The following is a 20,320-nucleotide window of genomic DNA, read 5'->3' on the forward strand; positions in this document are numbered from 1 at the left end:
AAAATCCCCTGGTCGGGGGGCGGCCGGAAGAGAATACTCGGTGAGGTGTTCCTGACGATCTCCACCACCGGCACCGCGGCTGCCCCGGCTACTGACCTGGGGTTTCTGCTGCACAAGCACCCGGAGAAGGCGCAGACCTTCTCCACCTCCTACGGCAACGCGCACGTCTTCTATCCCGAGGCGTCGGTCGAGCGGACCACCGCCGCGCTGCTGTTGGAGATCGATCCGCCCGCGCTGGCGCGCCGGGGGAAGGGCAAGGGCAAAGGCCGGGGCGGCGCGCCCGACTCCGCGCTCGCGCAGTATGTGAACGACCGGCCCTACGCGGCCTCGTCGCTGCTCGCGGTGGCGCTGCGTACCGTCTTCTCCAGCGCGCTGCGCGGCGAGTGCCGCACGATGCCGGAGCGGGCGGCGGCGCCGCTGCCGCTGCGGATCGAGGTGCCGGTGCTGCCCGCCCGCGGCGGCCCCGCGCTGGTGGCCGGGCTGTTCGAGCCGCTGGGCTGGCGGGTCGAGGCCGAGCCGGTGGCGCTGGACACGCGGTTTCCCGAGTGGGGCGACTCGCGGTACGTACGGCTGGTGCTCGAAGGGGAGTTGCGGCTGGCGGACGCGCTGCGGCAGATCTATGTGCTGCTGCCGGTGCTCGACGACGCCAAGCACTACTGGGTGTCGGCGGACGAGGTGGACAAGCTGCTGCGGTTCGGCGAGGGGTGGCTGGAGGAGCACCCGGAGCAGAAGCTGATCACCAGCCGCTATCTGGCGCGGCGCTGGGCGCTGACCCGGCAGGCGATGGAGCGGCTTGAGCTGGCCCGGCTGGCGGACGCCGACGACATCGAGGTCGAGGCCATCGACAACGCGGTCGAGGACACCGTGGGCCCGGACGGCGAGGAGGCGCAGGAGCGGCCGACGCCGCTGGCCGTCCAGCGGCGCGAGGCGATCCTCGGGGCGCTGCGCGACGCCGGGGCCACGCGCGTGCTCGACCTGGGCTGCGGGCAGGGCCAGTTGGTGGGCGCGCTGCTGAAGGACGTGCGGTACACGGAGATCGTCGGCGTCGACGTATCGGTGCGGGCGCTCGGCAGCGCGGCGCGGCGGCTGCGCCTGGACCGGTTGAGCGAACGGCAGGCGGCGCGGGTCACGCTGTTCCAGGGCTCGTTGGCGTACACCGACGCGCGGCTCAAGGGTTACGACGCGGCCGTGCTCAGCGAGGTCGTCGAACACCTCGACCTGCCGCGGCTGCCCGCCCTGGAGTACGCGGTGTTCGGCTCCGCCCGGCCGCGGACCGTGGTCGTGACGACGCCGAACGTCGAGTACAACGTGCGGTGGGAGTCGCTGCCCGCGGGCCATGTCCGGCACGCCGACCACCGTTTCGAGTGGAGCCGCGAGGAGTTCCGCGGCTGGGCGACGACGGTCGCCGCCCGGCACGGCTACGACGTCGCCTTCACCCCCGTCGGCCCCGACGACCCCGAGGTCGGTCCGCCCACCCAGATGGCGGTCTTCACGATCGCCGCGCCCACGACCGACACCCGTCACACGACCACTTCCACGAACACCAACACCGGCACGACCACGAACACGAACACGACCACCGGCAAGGAGGCGGCGGCATGACCGCACCGCGCACGCTGCCCGTCACCGACCTGTCCCTCGTCGTCCTGATCGGCGCCACCGGCTCCGGCAAGTCCACCTTCGCCGCACGGCACTTCAAGCCCACCGAGGTCATCTCCTCCGACTTCTGCCGCGGCCTGGTCAGCGACGACGAGAACGACCAGAGCGTCAGCGCCGACGCCTTCGACGTCCTGCACTACATCGCGGGCAAGCGGCTCGCGGCGGGCCGCCGCACCGTCGTGGACGCCACGAACGTGCAGGCCGAGAGCCGCAGGGAGTTGATCAAGCTGGCCCGCGAGTACGACGTGCTGCCGATCGCCGTCGTCCTCGACGTACCCGAGCAGGTCTGCGTCGCGCGCAACGCCGAGCGCCCCGACCGGGCCTCGCTGCCGCGCCACGTCGTGCAGCGGCACCAGCGCGAACTGCGCCGCTCGCTGCGGGGCCTGGAGCGCGAGGGCTTCCGCAAGGTGCACGTCCTGCGCGGCACCGAGGAGATCGACTCCGCCGAGATCGTCACCGAGCGCCGTTACAACGACCTGACGCACCTCACCGGACCGTTCGACATCATCGGCGACATCCACGGGTGCAGTTCCGAACTGGAGACGCTGCTGGCCGAGTTGGGCTACACCGACGGCACGCACCCCGAGGGGCGCACCGCCGTCTTCGTCGGCGACCTCGTCGACCGCGGCCCGGACAGCCCCGGTGTGCTGCGCCGCGTCATGGGCATGGTCGAGGCCGGCACCGCGCTGTGCGTGCCCGGCAACCACGAGAACAAGCTCGGCCGCTACCTCAAGGGCCGCCAGGTGCAGCAGACCCACGGACTGGCCGAGACCATCGAGCAGTTGGAGCGCGAGGACGCCCGCGACCCGGAGTTCCGCAAGCGGGTCGCGGCCTTCATCGACGGTCTGATCAGCCACTACGTGCTGGACGGCGGCAAGCTGGTGGTCTGCCACGCGGGTCTGCCCGAGAAGTACCACGGCCGCACCTCGGGCCGGGTCCGCTCGCACGCGCTGTACGGCGACACGACCGGCGAGACCGACGAGTTCGGCCTGCCCGTGCGCTACCCGTGGGCCGAGGACTACCGCGGGCGCGCCGCCGTGGTCTACGGCCACACCCCGGTCCCGAACACGTCCTGGATCAACAACACCATCTGCCTCGACACCGGGGCGGTCTTCGGCGGCAAGATGACCGCGCTGCGCTGGCCCGAGCGCGAGATCGTGGACGTACCGGCCGAGCGGGTCTGGTACGAGCCGGCCAAGCCGCTCGTGGTCGAGGCGCCCGGTGGCCATGACGGGCGCCCGCTCGACCTCGCCGACGTCACCGGGCGGCGGATCGTGGAGACCGGGCAGATGGGACGGCTCGCCGTCCGCGAGGAGAACGCGGCGGCGGCCCTTGAGGTGATGAGCCGCTTCGCCGTCGACCCGCGCCTGCTCGCCTACCTGCCGCCGACGATGTCGCCCTGCGCGACCTCGCGGCAGGAGGGCTGGCTGGAGCACCCGGCGGACGCCTTCGCCGACTACCGCGAGAGCGGTGTCGCCCAGGTCGTCTGCGAGGAGAAGCACATGGGCTCCCGCGCGGTCGTCCTGGTCTGCCGTGACGAGGCCGCCGCGCGGAGGCGCTTCGACGTGCCCGAGGGCACGACCGGCGCGGTGCACACCCGTACCGGGCGGCCGTTCTTCGACGACGGGGCCGTCACCGAGGAGGTGCTGGCCCGGCTGCGCGCGGCCGTCACGGCGGCCGGACTGTGGGACGAGCTGTCCACGGACTGGCTGCTGCTCGACGCCGAACTGCTGCCCTGGTCGCTGAAGGCGTCCGGCCTGCTGCGCAAGCAGTACGCGGCCGTCGGCGCCGCGGGCGGCGCGGTCTTCCCCGCCGCCCTGAGCGCGCTCGAAGCCGCGGCGGCTCGCGGCACCGATGTCGCGGACCTGCTGGGCAGACAGCGCGAACGGGCGTCGGACGCGGCGGCGTTCACCGACGCCTACCGCCGGTACTGCTGGACCACCGACGGGCTCGACGGCGTACGGCTGGCGCCGTTCCAGCTCCTCGCCGTCCAGGGCCGCAGCCTCGCCGCGCTCCCGCACGACGAGCAGTTGGCGCTCATCGACCGGTTGGTCGAGGCCGACCCCACCGGGCTGCTCAGGACCACCGGGCGGCTGCTGGTCGACACCACGGACGAGGAGTCGGTCGCGGCCGGAGTGCGCTGGTGGCTCGAACTGACCGGCGCGGGCGGCGAAGGCATGGTCGTCAAGCCGCTCGCCGCGCTGGTCCGCACCGAGAAGGGGCGGCTGGTGCAGCCGGGCATCAAGTGCCGCGGCCGGGAGTATCTGCGGATCATCTACGGTCCCGAGTACACCCGTCCGGAGCACCTGGAGCGGCTGCGGTCCCGTTTCCTCGGCCACAAGCGCTCGCTCGCCCTGCGCGAGTACGCGCTCGGCCTGGAGGCGCTGGACCGGCTGGCGGCCGGCGAACCGCTCTGGCGCGTCCACGAGGCGGTCTTCGCCGTACTGGCGTTGGAGTCGGAGCCGGTCGACCCCCGGCTGTGACGCCGTGAGTCGTGCCCGTCGAGCGGTCGGGCCGCCCACACCCCTCCGGTGGGCGGTCCGACCGGGCTCGATCCCCGTGTGCCGAACCGGTCCTACCCCAGCAGCCGCAGCGCCGTCGCCGACCGGCCGAGGCGTACGGTCTGACCCCAGGTCAGCTCCAGCGCGTCGGACTCCATGCCGTCGCCGAAGGCGACCAGACGGTCGGACTCGACGGTCAGCCGGAGCCGGTCGGCCGCGGCCAGCACGCCCGCGACCTGCGAAGTGCCGGTCGCGGGGGAGGGCCAGGCCTCGCGGACGAACCACAGCAGCCGCGGCTCCGCGGGACCCGGCAGCGGAAGGCCGCTGCCGCGTTCCTGCCACAGCGACCGCAGCCAACCCGTGGCACCCGTGCCTGTACCCACCAGAACGCCCGATGACGCCTGGGCTTCCGCGGGCGCGGCGTCGTCGTCGGGACCGAGCCGGTAGCGGGCGGTCTGATGTCCCGGCGGTCCGAGGTAGATCTCGTTGAGCGCCAGCAGCCGCTGTGTGTCGTCGGCGACGGCCTCCACCATGGTCAGTTCGTCGGCCCGGCCGCCGCGCGCGGCGGAGTCGAGCAGCTTGCCCGCGTCGCCCGCCCGGTGCCGGACGAGCACGCCCGGATTACGGCCGGGATCGGTGTCGATCCCCACCACCGGCTGCCCCGACAGGTACTTGGCGGCGTTGGCGACCAGCCCGTCCTGGCCGATCACCACGACCACGTCCTCCGGCGCGAAGAGGAAGCGGTCCAGATCGGCCCGCTCCACCCGCGCCTGCCGCCACCGCAACGGCACCGCCGCGGCCACCTCGGCGAGCGCGGCCCGCCCGCGCTGATGGCGTTCGCGCACCTCCTGGATGCTCCGGCCGCGCGAGGAGAGGAAGAACGCCGCCTGGCCGTGGGTGCCGTGCCGGGCCAGCAACTCCTCGTACTCGCTGACCCGGTGCACCAGCACCGCGCGCGGGGCGAGGCTCACCGCCGCTCACCACCGGAGCCCGGGACCGCGCCGCCGCCGGGGCGCCCGAGCCGTTCCACCAGGCCGGTGAGCATGTCGGGGGTGAGCGTGAGGCTGTCGATCCGCGGCAGATTCTCCGCGACCCGGTTGAGCGCCAGCGCGTGCAGCGTCGCCGGATCCACGTCCCCGTGCACCCGCAGCCACCCGGCCTGTGCCTCGGCGCGCGCCGTACCCGCCTCGCGCGCCGCCTCGGCCTTCGCGCGGGCGAGGCGGACGAGCCGGGCGGCCTCGGCCTCGGCGCGCACGGCGTCGGCCGCCGCGTTCTCCTCCGCCTCGCGGCGCGCGTTCGTGCCGTGCTGCTCGACCAACTGCTCCTCGCGCCGGGCCAGTTCGATCCGGCTGGCCAACTCGTTCTCGGCGATGGCCCGTTCGCGCTCGACGGCGACGGCCCGCCGCTCGTACGTGGCCCGGTCCGCCTCCTGCTGGATCTGCTCGCGGGCGGGCGTCCGCAGCGCGCGCTCCACCTCGGGCTCCGGCCGGATCGCCACCACGCGTACGGCGACGACCTCGATGCCGGTGGTGGCCAGTCGCGGCTCGGCGGCGAGCCCGTCGGCGATCCGCTGCCGTACCGCCGCCACGCCGTCGACCAGCGCGGACGCCAGCGCGGTACGGGCCAGGACGTCGAGCGCGTGCTGCTGGGCGGTCTCGGTGAGCAGGGTGGCGAGCTGTTCCAGCGGGGCGCCGCGCCAGATCCCGGTGTCGGGGTCGATGGAGAAGTCCAGGCGCTCGGCTGCGGTGGCCGGGGCGCTGATCCGGTACGTCACGGTCGACTGCACGCTGACGTCCTGGAAGTCGGAGGTCCTGGCATGGAAGGACATCGCCAACTCGCGGTCGTCGACCGGCACTTCGGACAGGGCCGCGGTCAGCGACCGGTACCAGAAGCTGAGGCCGGGCCCGTCGTGCACGAGCGCGCCGCGCGAGTGGTGGCAGATGTGCGCGGTGGGCGCCGAACGCAGATGGCGCCAGCCGAAGCGCCTGGTGATGTCGGCCATGGTGGGCCCCTCCTTCTCGTCAGTGCGACGATATCGAGCGATCCTCTTATCGTCAAGAGGACGAGATGGGGAGTTCGGCGTACCCGCCGGGGTGCGCTGGCGCGGGCTGACGGGGCGCGCGCGGCGCGTCCTGCCGCCGGGGCGCGTGAATCGCGGGCGCGGTGGTCAGGATGGAGGCATGGGATTCCACGTCGACTCCGAGACCGGGCGGCTGCGCCGCGTCATACTGCACCGCCCCGACCTCGAACTGAAGCGCCTGACCCCCAGCAACAAGGACGCGCTGCTCTTCGACGACGTCCTGTGGGTGCGCAGGGCCCGCGCCGAGCACGACGGCTTCGCGGACGTGCTGCGCGACCGGGGCGTCGAGGTCCACCTCTTCGGCGACCTGCTGCGCGAGTCGATGCTGGTGCCCGAGGCCAAGAAGCTGGTCCTCGACCGGGTCTTCGACGCCAAGGAGTACGGACCGCTGGCCACGCCCCATCTGCGGGAGGCGTTCGACCGGTTGGGCGTCGTGGAACTGACCGAGGCGCTGATCGGCGGCATGACCAAGCGCGAATTCCTGGAGCGCTTCGCCGAACCCGTCTCCGTCCGCTTCCACGCCATGGACCTGGACGACTTCCTGCTCGCCCCGCTGCCCAACCACATCTTCACCCGCGACACCTCGGCCTGGGTCTACGACGGCGTCAGCATCAACGCCATGCGGTGGCCCGCCCGGCAGCGCGAGACGGTGCACTTCGAGGCGATCTACCGGCACCATCCGCTGTTCTCCGGCGGCGGCTTCCACGTCTGGTCCGAGGGGCAGGCCGACTACCCGTCCACCATCGAGGGCGGCGACGTCCTGGTCATCGGCAGCGGCGCCGTGCTGATCGGGATGAGCGAGCGCACCACCCCGCAGGCCGTGGAGATGCTGGCGCAGGGGCTGTTCGAGGCCGGCTCCGCGCAGACCATCGTGGCCCTGGACATGCCGAAGCGGCGGGCCTTCATGCACCTCGACACGGTGATGACGATGGTCGACGGCGACACGTTCACGCAGTACGCGGGGCTGGGGATGCTGCCCTCGTACACCATCGAGCCGGGCTCGGGCGCGGGCGACCTCAAGGTCACCGACCACTCGCCCGAGCACATGCACCGGGCCATCGCGGCGGCCCTCGGCCTGGACTCCATCGACGTGCTCACCGCGACGCAGGACGTGCACGCCGCCGAGCGCGAGCAGTGGGACGACGGCTGCAACGTCCTGGCCGTGGAGCCGGGCGTGGTCGTCGCCTACGAGCGCAACGCGACCACCAACACGTTTCTGCGCAAGCGCGGCGTCGAGGTGATCGAGATCCCGGGCAGCGAGCTGGGCCGGGGCAGGGGCGGCCCGCGCTGCATGAGCTGCCCGATCGAGCGGGACGCGGTCTGAACGCCCGACCGGAGCTGAGGGGCGGCCCGAACGCCTGGTCGGGGGCGGGCGGGGTCTGAACGCCTGATCTCGGCGGGGCGCGTGTGCGGCGCGGGAGGGGTCTGTATAAGAATGCCGATCTACGTATAGACTTCCAGTCTTGTTCGTCCCGCACCCCGACCTAGGAGTCTCCGCATGGCCGTCGACCTCAAGGGCCGCCACTTCCTCAAGGAGCTGGACTTCACGCCCGAGGAGTTTCGCCACCTGGTGGAGCTGGCCGCGGAGCTGAAGGCGGCGAAGAAGGCGGGCACGGAGGAGCAGCGGCTGCGCGGCCGTAACATCGCGCTGGTCTTCGAGAAGACCTCCACCCGTACCCGGTGCTCCTTCGAGGTCGCCGCCGCCGACCAGGGCGCGTCCACCACCTATCTCGACCCGTCCGGCTCGCAGATCGGACACAAGGAGTCGGTCAAGGACACCGCCCGCGTGCTGGGCCGGATGTTCGACGGCATCGAGTACCGGGGCAGCGGCCAGGACGTCGTCGAGGAGCTGGCCGCCCACGCGGGCGTCCCCGTGTGGAACGGCCTCACCGACGACTGGCACCCCACCCAGATGCTCGCCGACGTCCTCACCATGACCGAGCACAGCGCGAAGCCGCTCACCGGCATCGCATACGCCTACCTCGGCGACGCCCGCTCCAACATGGGCAATTCGCTGCTGATCACGGGCGCGCTGCTGGGCATGGACGTACGTGTCGCCGCGCCCGCCACCCTGTGGCCGCGGGAGTCCGTGGTCGCCGAGGCCCGCCGCCTCGCCGAGGTCTCCGGCGCCCGCCTCACCCTCACCGAGGACGTCACCGAGGCCGTGCGCGGCGCCGACTTCGTCCACACCGACGTGTGGGTGTCGATGGGCGAGCCGAAGGAGGTCTGGGACGAGCGGATCGCGCTGCTCGCGCCGTACGCCGTCACCGCCGACGTCCTCGCCGCCACCGGCAACCCGGACGTGCGCTTCATGCACTGCCTGCCCGCGTACCACGACCTGGGCACCGCGATCGGCCGCGAGATCCACCAGCGCACCGGGCTGACCTCGCTGGAGGTCACCGACGAGGTCTTCGAATCCGACCGGTCGGTCGTCTTCGACCAGGCGGAGAACCGTATGCACACCATCAAGGCGGTCCTGGTGGCGACGCTGGCCTGAGCCCGGTGCCGCCCCGGTCCTGAGGCCAGGCCCGGCCGCCCTGGTGGTCAGTGCAGGGTGAACCAGACGGCCTTGCCGGTGCCGGTCAGCCGGCAGCCGGAGTCGGCGCTCAGCGCGCGGATCAGGATCAGGCCGCGGCCGTGCTCGGCCAGCTCGTCGTGGCACGGGGGGTCGGGCTGGGCGGGGATCAGGAGATTGAGGCCGACGGGGAAGTCCAGGCCCTGGTCGTGGACCTCGACCTGGAAGCCGTGCGGAAGCAGCTCCACGAACAGCTCGATCGCTCCCGGCGGGGTGTGCTCCACGGCGTTGGCCACGACCTCGGCGGTGAGGAGCTCCGCGGTGTCGGTGTCGGGGCCGGTGTCCTGACCGAGTTCGACCAGGACGGTACGGACCATGGCGCGCGCCAGCGGGACGGCGGCGGGGGAGTGCGGCAGGTCGATCCGCCAGACCGTCGGCCGGTCGGGGAACTCGCCTGCGGTGCGGGTGGGGCTGGTCATCGCTACTCCGATCCGGACGGGGCGGGGGCTCGCTCACCCCGATGTCCTCCACCTTAGGAATCGGACAATACGGTCAGCAGAGGCGTCCGGAAGGAGGTCGTAGGGACCAAAGGCCCGCGAGCGGACGGACCTGCTACCCGTACCCGGCGCGCGCGCCGCTCTCGTTCCGCCCGTGTTCGCGCCCCGCCTCCTCCTTGTCTCGCCCTCCTGACGACAGTCACAAACAGGTGATAACGTCGGGACGAGGAGGCCGCGCATGAGTCCGTATCCCAGCTCCGCGAGCCCCACCGGCCACTGGCGCCATCTGCGCGTCGACCGGGCCGAGGGCGTCGTCACCGTCACCTTCGACCGGCCCGAGCGGCTCAACGCACTGACCTTCGGCGCCTACGCCGACCTGCGCGACCTGCTGGCCGAGCTGGCCAGGGAGGGCGGGACCCGCGCCCTGGTCCTCGGCGGCGCGGGCCGCGGTTTCTGCTCGGGCGGCGACGTGGACGAGATCATCGGCGCCACCCTGGCCATGGGCACCGGCGAGCTGCTGGAGTTCAACCGGATGACCGGACAGGTCGTCCGGGCGATCCGCGAGGCGCCCTTCCCGGTGATCGCCGCCGTGCACGGCGTCGCCGCGGGCGCGGGCGCGGTGCTCGCCCTCGCCGCCGACTTCCGGATCGTGGAGCCCTCCGCGCGCTTCGCCTTCCTGTTCACCCGCGTCGGCCTGTCGGGCGCCGACATGGGCGCCGCGTATCTGCTGCCCCGGCTCGTCGGGCTCGGCCACGCCACCCGGCTGCTGATGCTCGGCGACAGCGTCGACGCGGCGGAGGCGGAGCGGATCGGCCTGGTCAGCCAGCCGGCGCCGGAGGGCGGTGCCGACGAGACCGCCGCCGCGCTCGCCCGCAGGCTGGCGGCGGGCCCGGCGCTGGCCCACCAGCAGACCAAGGCGCTGCTCACCGCCGAGTTGGACATGCCGCTGGGCGCCGCCGTCGAAATGGACGCCGCGGCCCAGGCGTTGCTCATGACCAGCGGCGACTACGCCGAATTCCACGCCGCCTTCACCGCGAAGCGCGAGCCGACGTGGGAAGGCCACTAGCGATGCCGGGCGGTCACCGGACCGCGGGCGCCCGCCGTCCCGAGCGCGTCGCCGTCATCGGCGGCGGCCCCGGCGGCCTCTACGCCGCCGCGCTCCTCAAGCGCCTCGACCCGGACCGCACGGTCACGGTGTGGGAACGCGGCGCGCCCGAGGACACCTTCGGCTTCGGCGTCGTCTTCTCCGACGAGACCGTGGGCGGCATCGAGAACGCCGACCCGGCCGTCTACGCCGCCATGCGCGAGGAGTTCATCCGCTGGGAAGCGATCGACATCCGGCACCGCGACCGCCTCACCCGCTCCGGCGGCCACGGTTTCGCGGCCCTCGACCGGCGCCGGCTGCTCGCGCTGCTGTACGAGCGCTGCCGCGACCTCGGCGTGGACGTCCGCGTCCGCACCCCGGCCCCCTCCGCCGACCGGCTCGCCCTCGACCACGACCTCGTGGTGGCCGCCGACGGCGCCCACAGCGCCACCCGCGCCGCGCACGCCGACGTCTTCCGCCCCCGCCTGACCACCCACGGCTGCCGCTACATCTGGCTCTCCGCCGACCTCCCGCTCGACGCCTTCCGCTTCGAGATCCTGGAGACCCCGCACGGCGTGATGCAGGCCCACGCCTACCCGTACCGGCCGGGCGCCAGCACCTTCGTCGTCGAGATGACCGAGGACGTCTGGCGGCGCGCGGGCTTCGACCGCGAGGCCGCCGAGACCGCCGAAGCCGCTGAGGGCGCTGAGGGTGCCGTCGGCGCCGTCGGCGCGGAGGGCGCAGCGAACGGGTCCGATATGGAAGCCGCCACCGCCGCCACCATCGCCGCCTGCGAAAAGCTCTTCGCCCGCCTCCTGGACGGCCGCGCCCTGCACGCCAACCGCTCCCGCTGGCAGCCCTTCACCACCGTGGTCAACGAGCGCTGGCGGCACGGCCGTACGGTCCTGCTCGGCGACGCCGCCCACACCGCGCACTTCTCCATCGGCTCCGGCACCAAGCTCGCCATGGAGGACGCGCTGGCGCTCGCCGCTTCCCTGCGCGAACAGCCCGACACCGAAACGGCGTTGGCCGCCTACGAGAGCGAGCGGCGGCCGGTGGTGGAGAGCACGCAGCGGGCGGCGCTGGCCAGCCTGGAGTGGTTCGAACGGCTCGGCAGCTACGTGGACCAGCCGCCGACACAGTTCGCGTTCAATCTGCTGACCCGCAGCCGCCGCGTCACGCACGGCAATCTGCGGCTGCGCGACCGGGAGTTCACCGACCGCGTCGAGCGCGGCTTCGGGGCGCCGCCCGGCACACCGCCGATGTTCACCCCCTTCCGGCTGCGCGGCCTGACGCTGCGCAACCGCGTCGTCGTGTCACCGATGGACATGTACGTGGCGCGGGACGGTGTGCCCGGCGACTTCCACCTCGTCCACCTGGGCGCGCGGGCCCTCGGCGGGGCCGGTCTGGTGATGACCGAGATGGTCTGCGTCAGCCCGCGCGGCCGGATCACCCCCGGCTGCACCGGCCTGTGGAACGGCCAACAGGAAGCCGCCTGGCGGCGGATCACCGACTTCGTCCACCAGCAGGGCGGCGCGGGCGGGACCGGCGCGGGTGCGAGCGGCCCGGACGGAACCGGCCCGGACGGAACCGGCGCTGGTGGGACCGGCGTCGGCGGAACCGGCACCGCCATCGGCCTCCAGCTCGGCCACAGCGGCCGCAAAGGCTCCACCCGCCTCATGTGGGACGGCATCGACCAGCCGCTCCCCGACGGCAACTGGCCGCTGGTCGCCCCCTCGCCGCTGCCGTACCGCGAAGGCGTCAACCAGGTGCCGCACGCCCTGCGCGCGGACGAACTCGCACAGATCCGCGACCAGTTCGCGGCGGCGGCCGAGCGCGGCGCCCGCGCCGGTTTCGACCTGCTCGAACTGCACTGCGCCCACGGCTACTTGCTCTCCTCCTTCCTGTCCCCGCTGACCAATCACCGCACCGACCGCTACGGCGGCGACCTCGCGGGGCGGCTCCGCTTCCCGCTCGAAGTCCTGGACGCGGTACGGGAGTCGTGGCCGTCCGACCGGCCGCTGACGGTACGGATCTCCGCCACCGACTGGGCGCCGGGCGGCGCCACGGGAGACGACGCCGTCACCGTCGCCCGCGCGCTGGCCGAGCACGGCGCCGACGCCGTGGACGTCTCCACCGGCCAGGTCGTCGCCGACGAGCGGCCCGCCTTCGGACGCTCCTACCAGACGCCGTACGCCGACCGGATCCGTAACGAGACGGGCCTGCCGGTGATCGCGGTCGGCGCCATCTCCTCCTGGGACGACGTCAATTCCCTGCTGCTCGCGGGCCGCGCCGACCTCTGCGCGCTGGCCCGCCCGCACCTGTACGACCCGCACTGGACACTGCACGCCGCCGCCGACCAGTCCTACGAGGGCCCCGGCGCGCCCTGGCCCACCCCGTACCTCGCGGGCCGCCGCCCGCCGCCCACCGGCCGTACGGACGCGCCGAAACCCCGCCTGGCGCTGGACTCCTGAGCGCAAGGGGCCGGGCTACTGGTCCGCCACGAAGCGCGCCCCCTGGTCGCGCAGCAGCACATGCAGGGCCGTGAACACCGCCGCCGAGCGGATGCCCGGCCAGTCCGCGGGCAGCAGCGCCGGGGGCAGGCCGGGGTCGGCGTACGGCAGGCGGCGCCAGGTGTCGAGCGCGCGCAGATAGTCCCCGAAGGCCCGCTCGGGCGAGGGCTCACCGGCCCCGGACTCGGCCCCGACCTCGGACTCAGCCCCGGCCCCGGACTCAGCCCCGACCTCGGACTCGGCCTCGGCCCCGGACTCGGCCGACCACCTCCCCAGCACCGGCTCGTGCGCCGCCAGGAAGGTGTGGTGCAGCGCGGCCAGCGCGTCCAGATCCCACCAGCGCCGTACCGCCTCCTCGGTCGCGGTGAAACCGAGGTGCGCGCCGCGGAACAGGTCGACGTACGGGGCCAGTTCGAGCCGCCGCAGCACGTGCCGGGTCTCCTCGTGCAGCGCGCCGGGCGCCACCCACACACCGGGCGCGGCCGTACCGAAGCCGAGACCGGCCAGCCGGGACCGCAGCAGATGCCGCTTGTGCCGCTCGGACTCCGGCACCGAGAAGACGGCGAGCAGCCAGTCCTCCGGGTCGGGATCGGGCGCGGCGCCGACCCCGTAGATCCGCCCGTCGCCGTCCGCGAGCAGCAGCCGCGCGTCGTCGGACAGCGCGTACGCGGCGGCCCCGCCGACCCGGTCGGGCACGAGGAGGCCGCGCCGCTTGAGCCGGGAGACCGCGGACCGGACCGACGGCGGGTCCACGCCCACCGCCCCCATCAGCCGGATGAGCGCGGCCACCGGCACCCGTCCCGCCAACTCCGCGCGCCCGTAGGCGCCGTAGAAGGTGAGGATCAGGGAACTCGGTGTGTGCTGCTCGGTCACATGATCACCCTAGGGCGTCTCAGTCCAGGTCGCGCAGCCGGAAGCGCTGGAGCTTGCCGGTGGGCGTACGGGGGAGCGCGGGCACGAAACGGATCTCGCGCGGCGCCTTGTACGGCACGATCACACTCTTGGCGAAGTCCCGCAGCGCGCCCGCCGCCCGGTCCCCGCCGTCCACGCCCTCGTGCAGGACGACGAACGCCCGGACGATCTGCCCGCGCTCCTCGTCCGGCACCCCGATCACCGCCGCCTCCCGCACGTCCGGGTGCCGCAGCAGCGCCTCCTCGACCTCGGGCCCCGCGATGTTGTACCCGGCCGAGATGATCATGTCATCGGCGCGCGCCACGTAGCGGAAGTAGCCGTCGGCGTCCCGGACGTAGGTGTCGCCGGTCAGATTCCAGCCGTCGCGTACGTACTCCGTCTGGCGTTCGTCGGCCAGATACCGGCAGCCGGTCGGCCCGCGCACGGCCAGCAGCCCCGGCTCGCCGTCCGGCACCGGCCGCAGGCGCTCGTCCACGATCCGCGCGGTGTACCCGGGTACCGGCAGCCCGGTCGCGCCGGGCCGGGCCGCGTCGTCGGCGGCGGAGATGAAGATGTGCAGCAGCTCCGTCGCCCCGATCCCGTTGATCAGCCGCAAGCCGGTCCGCTCGTGCCAGCCCATCCAGGTCGCGGCGGGCAGATTCTCCCCCGCGGACACGCAGCGCCGCAGCGACGAGACGTCGTACGACGGCAGGTCGCCGAGCATCGCGCGGTACGCGGTCGGCGCGGTGAACAGCACGCTGACCCGGTGCTTCTCGACCGCCGCCAGCAGCTCCTCCGGTCCGGCCCGCTCCAGCAGCAGCGAGGACGCGCCCGCGCGCAGCGGGAAGACCACCAGGCCGCCGAGTCCGAAGGTGAAGCCCAGCGGCGGGCTGCCGGTGAAGACGTCCTCGGGCACCGGGCGCAGCACCCGCGCGGAGAAGGTGTCCGCTATGGCCAGCACATCGCGGTGGAAGTGCATGCAGCCCTTGGGGTGCCCGGTCGTGCCGGAGGTGAAGGCGATCAGCGCCACGTCGTCCGCCGAGGTCGGCACCGCCTCGTACGTGTCGGCGCGCCCCTCGGCCAGCCGCAGCAGATCGTCGTCGCCGGTACCGCCGTACGGGGTGATCCGCAGCCCCGGCACGCGCGCCGCCGTCAGCTCCTCCAGATACGCGGCGTCGCACAGCGCGTGCGAGACGCGGGCGATCCGGCCCACCTCCGCCAGCTCGTGCGCGCGCTGCGCGGCCAGGACGGTGACGGCCACCGCGCCCGCCTCCAGCACGGCGAGCCAGCAGGCGACCAGCCAGGGGGTGGTCGGGCCGCGCAGCAGCACGCGGTTGCCGGGGACGACGCCCAGCTCGTCGGTGAGGACGTGCGCGATCCTGGCGGTCGTCGCGCGCAGCTCGGCGTACGTCCACTCCGAGCCGTCGGGCAGCCGGAGGCAGGGGGCGTCGGGGCGTCCGGTGGCGAGGAGTTCGGCGGCGCAGTTGAGCCGATCGGGGTAGCGGAGACCGCCGTCGGCTCCGGGGCCTTCACCGAGGGCGTCGCGGTCGTCGCGGTCGTCGCCGGCGTCGCCGTCCAGGCCGTCGAGGCGCGGCCACTGGTCGGACGGCGGAAGGTGATCGCGCGCGAAGGTGTCCACATGGGCTGACGGCAGCAGGTCCATGGCGACAGTGCCCCTCGACGAGTAAGCATCCAGCGGACGATTTCAGCGTAACGTGTTGATGACGGCAGTCAACAGGACGCGATAAAGCTGGGAGGCGGGGCGATGGAGGACGGGGTTTCCCGCGGTGCGGATTCCGACGGTCCGGCGGCCGGGGAAGGAGCCGTGGGCCGCGCCGGTGGAGGCGGTGGCACCGGTGGCGGTGGCATCGGTGGGGGCGGCGGCGCCCGTGTGGCGTTCACCCTCGACCCGGCACGGGCGGCCTGGGCGGACCGGATCAGGGCGCTCGCGGCGGAACGCCTGAAACCGCTGGCCGAGGCGGGTGAGCCGGGCCGCGTCAACCGGCCGCTGCTGGCCGAACTCGGCGCCCTCGGACTCCTGGCCCGCGTCCTGCCGGGAGACGGCGCCCCGGTCTCCGCCCTCGATCTCTGTGTACTGCGGGAATCGCTGGCGCGCGAGTGCACCGAGGCCGAGACCGCCCTCGCCCTCCAGGGCCTGGGCGCCCACCCGCTGCTCACCGCGCCCGCCGTCGCCGCGCGCTGGCTGCCCGAGGTGACCTCGGGCCGGGCCGTCGCCGCCTTCGCGCTCACCGAGCCGGGCGCGGGCTCCGACGCGGCGGCGCTGTCCCTGGCCGCCGAGCCGGACGGCGCGGGCCGCTGGCGGCTGACCGGCGAGAAGTGCTGGATCTCCAACGCGCCCGAGGCCGACATCCTCACCGTCTTCGCCCGGACTGCCCCCGGGCCGGGCCCCGGCGGCAGCGGCGCGCGCGGTGTCACCGCCTTCGCCGTCCCCGCCGACCGCCCCGGCCTGACCGGCGAACACCTCGACATGCTCTCGCCGCACCCCATCGGACGGCTGGTCTTCGACGGCGTCCCGGTCGGCGCCGACGACCTCCTCGGCGTGCCCGACCACGGCTTTCGTACCGCCATGGCCACCCTCGACCTCTTCCGGCCCAGCGTCGGCGCCTTCGCGGTCGGCATGGCGCAGGCCGCACTCGACGCGGCCGTCGCGCACGCGGGTGAACGCACCGCGTTCGGCGGCCCGTTGAAGGACCTCCAGGCCGTCGCGCACCCGCTCGCCGAGATGGCCACCCGCACCGAGGCCGCCCGGCTGCTGGTCCACGCGGCGGCCACCGCGTACGACACCGGCGCCGCCGACCTGACCGTCCGCGCGGCGATGGCCAAGCTCTACGCCACCGAGACCGCGCAGTACGTGGTCGACGCCGCACTCCAGATCCACGGCGCCCGCGCACTGCGCCGCGGCCACCTGCTCGAACACCTCTACCGCGAGGTGCGCGCCCCGCGGATCTACGAGGGTGCCACCGAGGTCCAACGGACCATCATCGCCAGGGAGTTGTACCGATGAGCCTGCGCCGTATCAACCCCGCCGAACTCTCGCCGCCCACCGGCTTCTCACACGCCGTCACCGCCACCGGCCGCAGCCTGGTGATGCTCGCGGGCCAGACCGCGCTGGACTCCTCCGGCGCGGTCGTCGGCGACGGCCTGCCCGCCCAGTTCGAGCGCGCCCTCGCCAATCTGCTGACCGCCCTGCGCGCGGCGGGCGGCACCCCGGCCGATCTCGCCCGGCTCACCGTGCACACCACCGACGTCGCCGCGTATCGCGCGTGCGCCGCTGAACTGGGCCGGATCTGGCGGGAGTCGGCGGGCCGGGACTATCCGGCGATGGCGGTGATCGGGGTGGTCGGACTCTGGGACGAACAGGCCCTGGTGGAACTGGACGGCATCGCGGTGCTGCCGTAACGCCCTTCCTCGCGTAACCCCCTTCCGCGCGTAACGCCCCTCCTGGGCTGCGGACTTGGCGGCACTACGCGTCCACGCCGGTCCGATAGCTCTCGCGCGTCCACGCGCGGGCCCGGTCGGTGAGGGTGAAGCCGAGGCCGGGGCGGTCGGACAGGTGCATACGGCCGTCCCGGATCTCCAGCCGCTCGTTGAACAGCGGTTCGAGCCACTCGAAGTGCTCGACCCACGGCTCGTGCGGGTAGGCGGCGGCCAGGTGGAGATGGATCTCCATGGCGAAGTGCGGGGCGAGTTGCAGCCGGTGGTGGTCGGCCAGCGCGGCCAGCTTGAGGAACTGGGTGATCCCGCCGACGCGCGGCGCGTCCGGCTGGATGATGTCGCAGGCCCGCGCGTCGATCAGCGCCACGTGCTCCGCGACACTGGCCAGCATCTCCCCGGTGGCGATCGGCGTGTCCAGCGCGGCGGCCAGCGCGGCGTGCCCCTCCGCGTCGTACGCGTCCAGCGGCTCCTCGATCCAGGTGAGCCCGAACGACTCCAGCGCCCGCCCCAGCCGCGCCGCCGTCGGCCGGTCCCACTGCTGGTTGGCGTCCACCATCAGCGGTACGCCGTCGCCGAGATGGGCCCGTACCGCTGCGAGCCGCTTGAGGTCCTCTGCGCTGTCCGGCTGCCCCACCTTGATCTTGACGCCGCCGATCCCGCGCTCCAGCGAGGCCGTCGCGTTCTCCATCACCTGCTCGACGGGCGTGTGCAGAAAGCCGCCGGAGGTGTTGTAGCACCGCACCGAATCCCGGTGCGCGCCCAGCAGTTTGGCCAGCGGCAGGCCCGCCCGCTTCGCCTTCAGATCCCACAGCGCGATGTCGAACGCGGCGATCGCCTGCGTGGCCAGGCCACTTCGGCCCACCGAGGCGCCCGCCCACACCAGCTTCCCCCACAGCCGCCCGATGTCGTTGGGGTCCTCGCCCACCAACTCCCCGGCCACCTCCCGCGCGTGCGCGAACTGCCCCGGACCGCCGGCCCGCTTGGAGTAACCGAACCCGATCCCCTCGTGCCCGTCCTCCGTCCCGATCTCCGCGAAGAGCAGCGCGACCTCCGTCATCGCCTTCTGCACCCCCGTCAGCACCTTGGCGTCGCTCACCGGCACCGCCAGCGGCAGATAGACGGACGACAATCTGACCGACCGGATCCGGTCACCGGCGGGCGGTATCGACACCACGGAAATCCTCCCGATCACATATCTAAACGCCAAGCGCATCCCTGAACGCGCCCAGCATACGACCAGCCGCCGCACCCCGCACCGACCCGCTCAACAGCAGGTCAGACGGGGTGCGGTGGCATCCGTGTGTCAGATGTCGCGGAAGATCTCGATCTGGGCGCCGATGGAGTTGAGACGCTCGGCGAGGTCTTCGTAGCCGCGGTTGATGACGTAGACGTTGCGGAGGACGGAGGTGCCTTCGGCGGCCATCATGGCGAGCAGGACGACGACGGCGGGGCGCAGGGCCGGGGGGCACATCATCTCGGCGGCGCGCCAGCGAGTGGGGCCCTCGACCAGGACGCGGTGCGGGTCGAGGAGCTTGACGGCCGCGCCGAGGCGGGTCAGCTCAGTGAGGTAGATGGCGCGGTTGTCGTAGACCCAGTCGTGGATGAGGGTCGAGCCCTGGGCGGTGGCGGCGATGGCCGCGAAGAAGGGGACGTTGTCGATGTTGAGCCCGGGGAACGGCATCGGGTGGATCTTGTCGATGGGGGAGCGCAGCTTGGACGGGCGGACGGTGAGGTCCACCAGCCGGGTGCGGCCGTTGTCGGCGCGGTACTCGGGAGTCAGCTCGTGGTCGAGCCCCATCTCCTCCAGCACGGCCAGCTCGATCTCCATGAACTCGATCGGCACCCGCCGGATCGTCAGCTCCGACTCGGTGACGACGGCCGCGGCCAGCAGGCTCATCGCCTCGACCGGGTCCTCGGACGGCGCGTAGTCCACGTCGCGGTCGATCGAGGAGACGCCGTGCACGGTGAGCGTCGTCGTACCGATGCCGTCGACGCGGACGCCCAGCTCCTCCAGGAAGAAGCAGAGGTCCTGGACCATGTAGTTGGAGCTGGCGTTGCGGATGACGGTGACGCCGTCGTGCCGGGCGGCGGCCAGCAGCGCGTTCTCGGTCACCGTGTCACCGCGCTCGGTCAGCACGATCGGCCGGGTCGGGGTGACGCTCCGGTCGACCTCCGCGTGGTACGTGCCGTCCGTCGCGGTGATGTCCAGGCCGAAGTGGCGCAGCGCGTTCATGTGCGGCTGGACCGTACGGGTGCCGAGGTCGCAGCCGCCCGCGTACGGGATGCGGAAGCGGTCGGTGCGGTGCAGCAGCGGCCCGAGGAACATGATCACACTGCGGGTGCGCCGCGCGGCCTCGGTGTCCATCGAGTCCAGGTCGAGGCTGGCGGGCGGCACGATCTCCAGGTCGTTGCCGTCGTTGATCCAGCGGGCGCGGACGCCGATGCTGCCCAGCACCTCCAGGATCCGGTAGACCTCCTCGATCCTGGCCACCCGGCGCAGCGTGGTGCGCCCGGCGTTCAGCAGGGTCGCGCACAGCAGGGCCACGCAGGCGTTCTTGCTCGTCTTGACGTCTATGGCGCCGGACAGGCGACGCCCGCCGACCACCCGCAGATGCATGGGGCCCGCGTAGCCGAGGGAGACGATCTCGCTGTCCAGGGCTTCGCCGATGCGGGCGATCATCTCAAGACTGATGTTCTGGTTGCCGCGCTCGATACGGTTGACTGCGCTCTGGCTGGTCCCGAGAGCCTCGGCGAGCTGGGACTGTGTCCAGCCTCTGTGCTGCCTGGCGTCCCGGATGAGCCTGCCGATACGTACGAGGTAGTCGTCGGTCATATCGCCGAGGCTATCTCACATATGAGATGCGGCAACCGCAGATCGGCCGTCCGTGACGGACCCCACTCCCGCCGCGTGCCATCCGGCGTACGCCAGCGCGTGCCGCCCGTGCCCGCACCCGCGACCGCCATCACCGTACTCGCGGGTCACGGCCGCGCAACCCGGAGCGCTGTCCGGCCCACCATCCGACCGCGGAACCCGGTCCCACAACCCGACCGCGCGGCCCCTGCCCCCGCGACCCGATGCGCACGCCCCGACCACGCGCCGCCGCGGGCGTACGGCACACTTCCG

General features: G+C 73.1%; 15 protein-coding genes. 8 read left to right on the top strand and 7 right to left on the bottom strand.

Annotated features, from left to right (window positions below; all coding sequences use genetic code 11):
• The first annotated feature begins 45 nt into the window (after nt 1-45).
• Complete coding sequence (locus ACIP4Z_RS26375) at nt 46-1,602, top strand: 3' terminal RNA ribose 2'-O-methyltransferase Hen1 (protein ID WP_401312100.1); 1,557 nt, start codon at nt 46-48, stop codon at nt 1,600-1,602.
• Entirely contained in the window at nt 1,599-4,142 is a 2,544-nt protein-coding gene (locus ACIP4Z_RS26380; protein WP_401312102.1) for a polynucleotide kinase-phosphatase, read from the top strand. Before ACIP4Z_RS26375 ends, ACIP4Z_RS26380 begins: the two co-directional genes overlap by 4 nt.
• A 92-nt stretch (nt 4,143-4,234) precedes the next feature.
• Here the strand turns inward: ACIP4Z_RS26380 and ACIP4Z_RS26385 are convergent, their stop codons facing one another.
• Nucleotides 4,235-5,131, bottom strand: coding sequence for a hypothetical protein (locus ACIP4Z_RS26385; protein ID WP_355338568.1), 897 nt, complete (start codon nt 5,129-5,131; stop codon nt 4,235-4,237).
• On the bottom strand, nt 5,128-6,162 hold the full coding sequence (locus ACIP4Z_RS26390) for an SPFH domain-containing protein (RefSeq protein ID WP_401312105.1): 1,035 nt from the start codon (nt 6,160-6,162) through the stop codon (nt 5,128-5,130). The genes ACIP4Z_RS26385 and ACIP4Z_RS26390 overlap by 4 nt, the downstream gene beginning before the upstream one ends.
• A gap of 178 nt (nt 6,163-6,340) precedes the next feature.
• Between ACIP4Z_RS26390 and ACIP4Z_RS26395 the strand changes: the two genes are divergently transcribed.
• Nucleotides 6,341-7,564 (top strand): arginine deiminase, encoded by a 1,224-nt coding sequence (locus tag ACIP4Z_RS26395; protein WP_355338574.1) that lies wholly within the window; start codon nt 6,341-6,343, stop codon nt 7,562-7,564.
• 174 nt (nt 7,565-7,738) lie between these two features.
• On the top strand, nt 7,739-8,737 hold the full coding sequence (gene argF / locus ACIP4Z_RS26400; RefSeq protein ID WP_355338577.1) for an ornithine carbamoyltransferase: 999 nt from the start codon (nt 7,739-7,741) through the stop codon (nt 8,735-8,737).
• Nucleotides 8,738-8,784: 47 nt separating this feature from the next.
• Here argF and ACIP4Z_RS26405 read toward each other — a convergent pair whose 3' ends face one another.
• Complete coding sequence (locus ACIP4Z_RS26405) at nt 8,785-9,234, bottom strand: ATP-binding protein (RefSeq protein WP_355338580.1); 450 nt, start codon at nt 9,232-9,234, stop codon at nt 8,785-8,787.
• Nucleotides 9,235-9,490: 256 nt separating this feature from the next.
• On the opposite strand from ACIP4Z_RS26405, the gene ACIP4Z_RS26410 reads away from it, so the two are divergent.
• Entirely contained in the window at nt 9,491-10,318 is an 828-nt protein-coding gene (locus ACIP4Z_RS26410) for an enoyl-CoA hydratase family protein (RefSeq protein WP_401312110.1), read from the top strand.
• 2 nt (nt 10,319-10,320) lie between these two features.
• Entirely contained in the window at nt 10,321-12,810 is a 2,490-nt protein-coding gene (locus ACIP4Z_RS26415; RefSeq protein ID WP_401312113.1) for an FAD-dependent monooxygenase, read from the top strand.
• A gap of 15 nt (nt 12,811-12,825) precedes the next feature.
• Here the strand turns inward: ACIP4Z_RS26415 and ACIP4Z_RS26420 are convergent, their stop codons facing one another.
• The gene (locus ACIP4Z_RS26420) at nt 12,826-13,722 is read right to left on the bottom strand and encodes a PaaX family transcriptional regulator C-terminal domain-containing protein (RefSeq protein ID WP_401312116.1); all 897 of its coding nucleotides are present in this window, start codon (nt 13,720-13,722) and stop codon (nt 12,826-12,828) included.
• A gap of 19 nt (nt 13,723-13,741) precedes the next feature.
• Nucleotides 13,742-15,403, bottom strand: coding sequence for an AMP-binding protein (locus ACIP4Z_RS26425; protein WP_401312119.1), 1,662 nt, complete (start codon nt 15,401-15,403; stop codon nt 13,742-13,744).
• Between the two features lie 228 nt (nt 15,404-15,631).
• Between ACIP4Z_RS26425 and ACIP4Z_RS26430 the strand changes: the two genes are divergently transcribed.
• Both ACIP4Z_RS26430 and ACIP4Z_RS26435 read left to right on the top strand, forming a co-directional pair.
• A complete protein-coding gene (locus tag ACIP4Z_RS26430) occupies nt 15,632-16,765 on the top strand; it encodes an acyl-CoA dehydrogenase family protein (RefSeq protein WP_401312255.1) in 1,134 nt (377 codons plus the stop codon).
• Nucleotides 16,762-17,160, top strand: coding sequence for a RidA family protein (locus ACIP4Z_RS26435; protein ID WP_401312122.1), 399 nt, complete (start codon nt 16,762-16,764; stop codon nt 17,158-17,160). The genes ACIP4Z_RS26430 and ACIP4Z_RS26435 overlap by 4 nt, the downstream gene beginning before the upstream one ends.
• Nucleotides 17,161-17,224: 64 nt before the next feature.
• Here the strand turns inward: ACIP4Z_RS26435 and ACIP4Z_RS26440 are convergent, their stop codons facing one another.
• Nucleotides 17,225-18,367 (bottom strand): enolase C-terminal domain-like protein, encoded by a 1,143-nt coding sequence (locus ACIP4Z_RS26440; RefSeq protein ID WP_391048818.1) that lies wholly within the window; start codon nt 18,365-18,367, stop codon nt 17,225-17,227.
• A gap of 132 nt (nt 18,368-18,499) precedes the next feature.
• A complete protein-coding gene (locus tag ACIP4Z_RS26445) occupies nt 18,500-20,029 on the bottom strand; it encodes a UDP-N-acetylglucosamine 1-carboxyvinyltransferase (protein WP_355338602.1) in 1,530 nt (509 codons plus the stop codon).
• Between the last annotated feature and the right edge of the window lie 291 nt (nt 20,030-20,320).

The sequence above is a fragment of the Streptomyces sp. NPDC088910 genome, from assembly GCF_044749865.1.
Classification (GTDB): Bacteria; Actinomycetota; Actinomycetes; order Streptomycetales; family Streptomycetaceae; genus Actinacidiphila.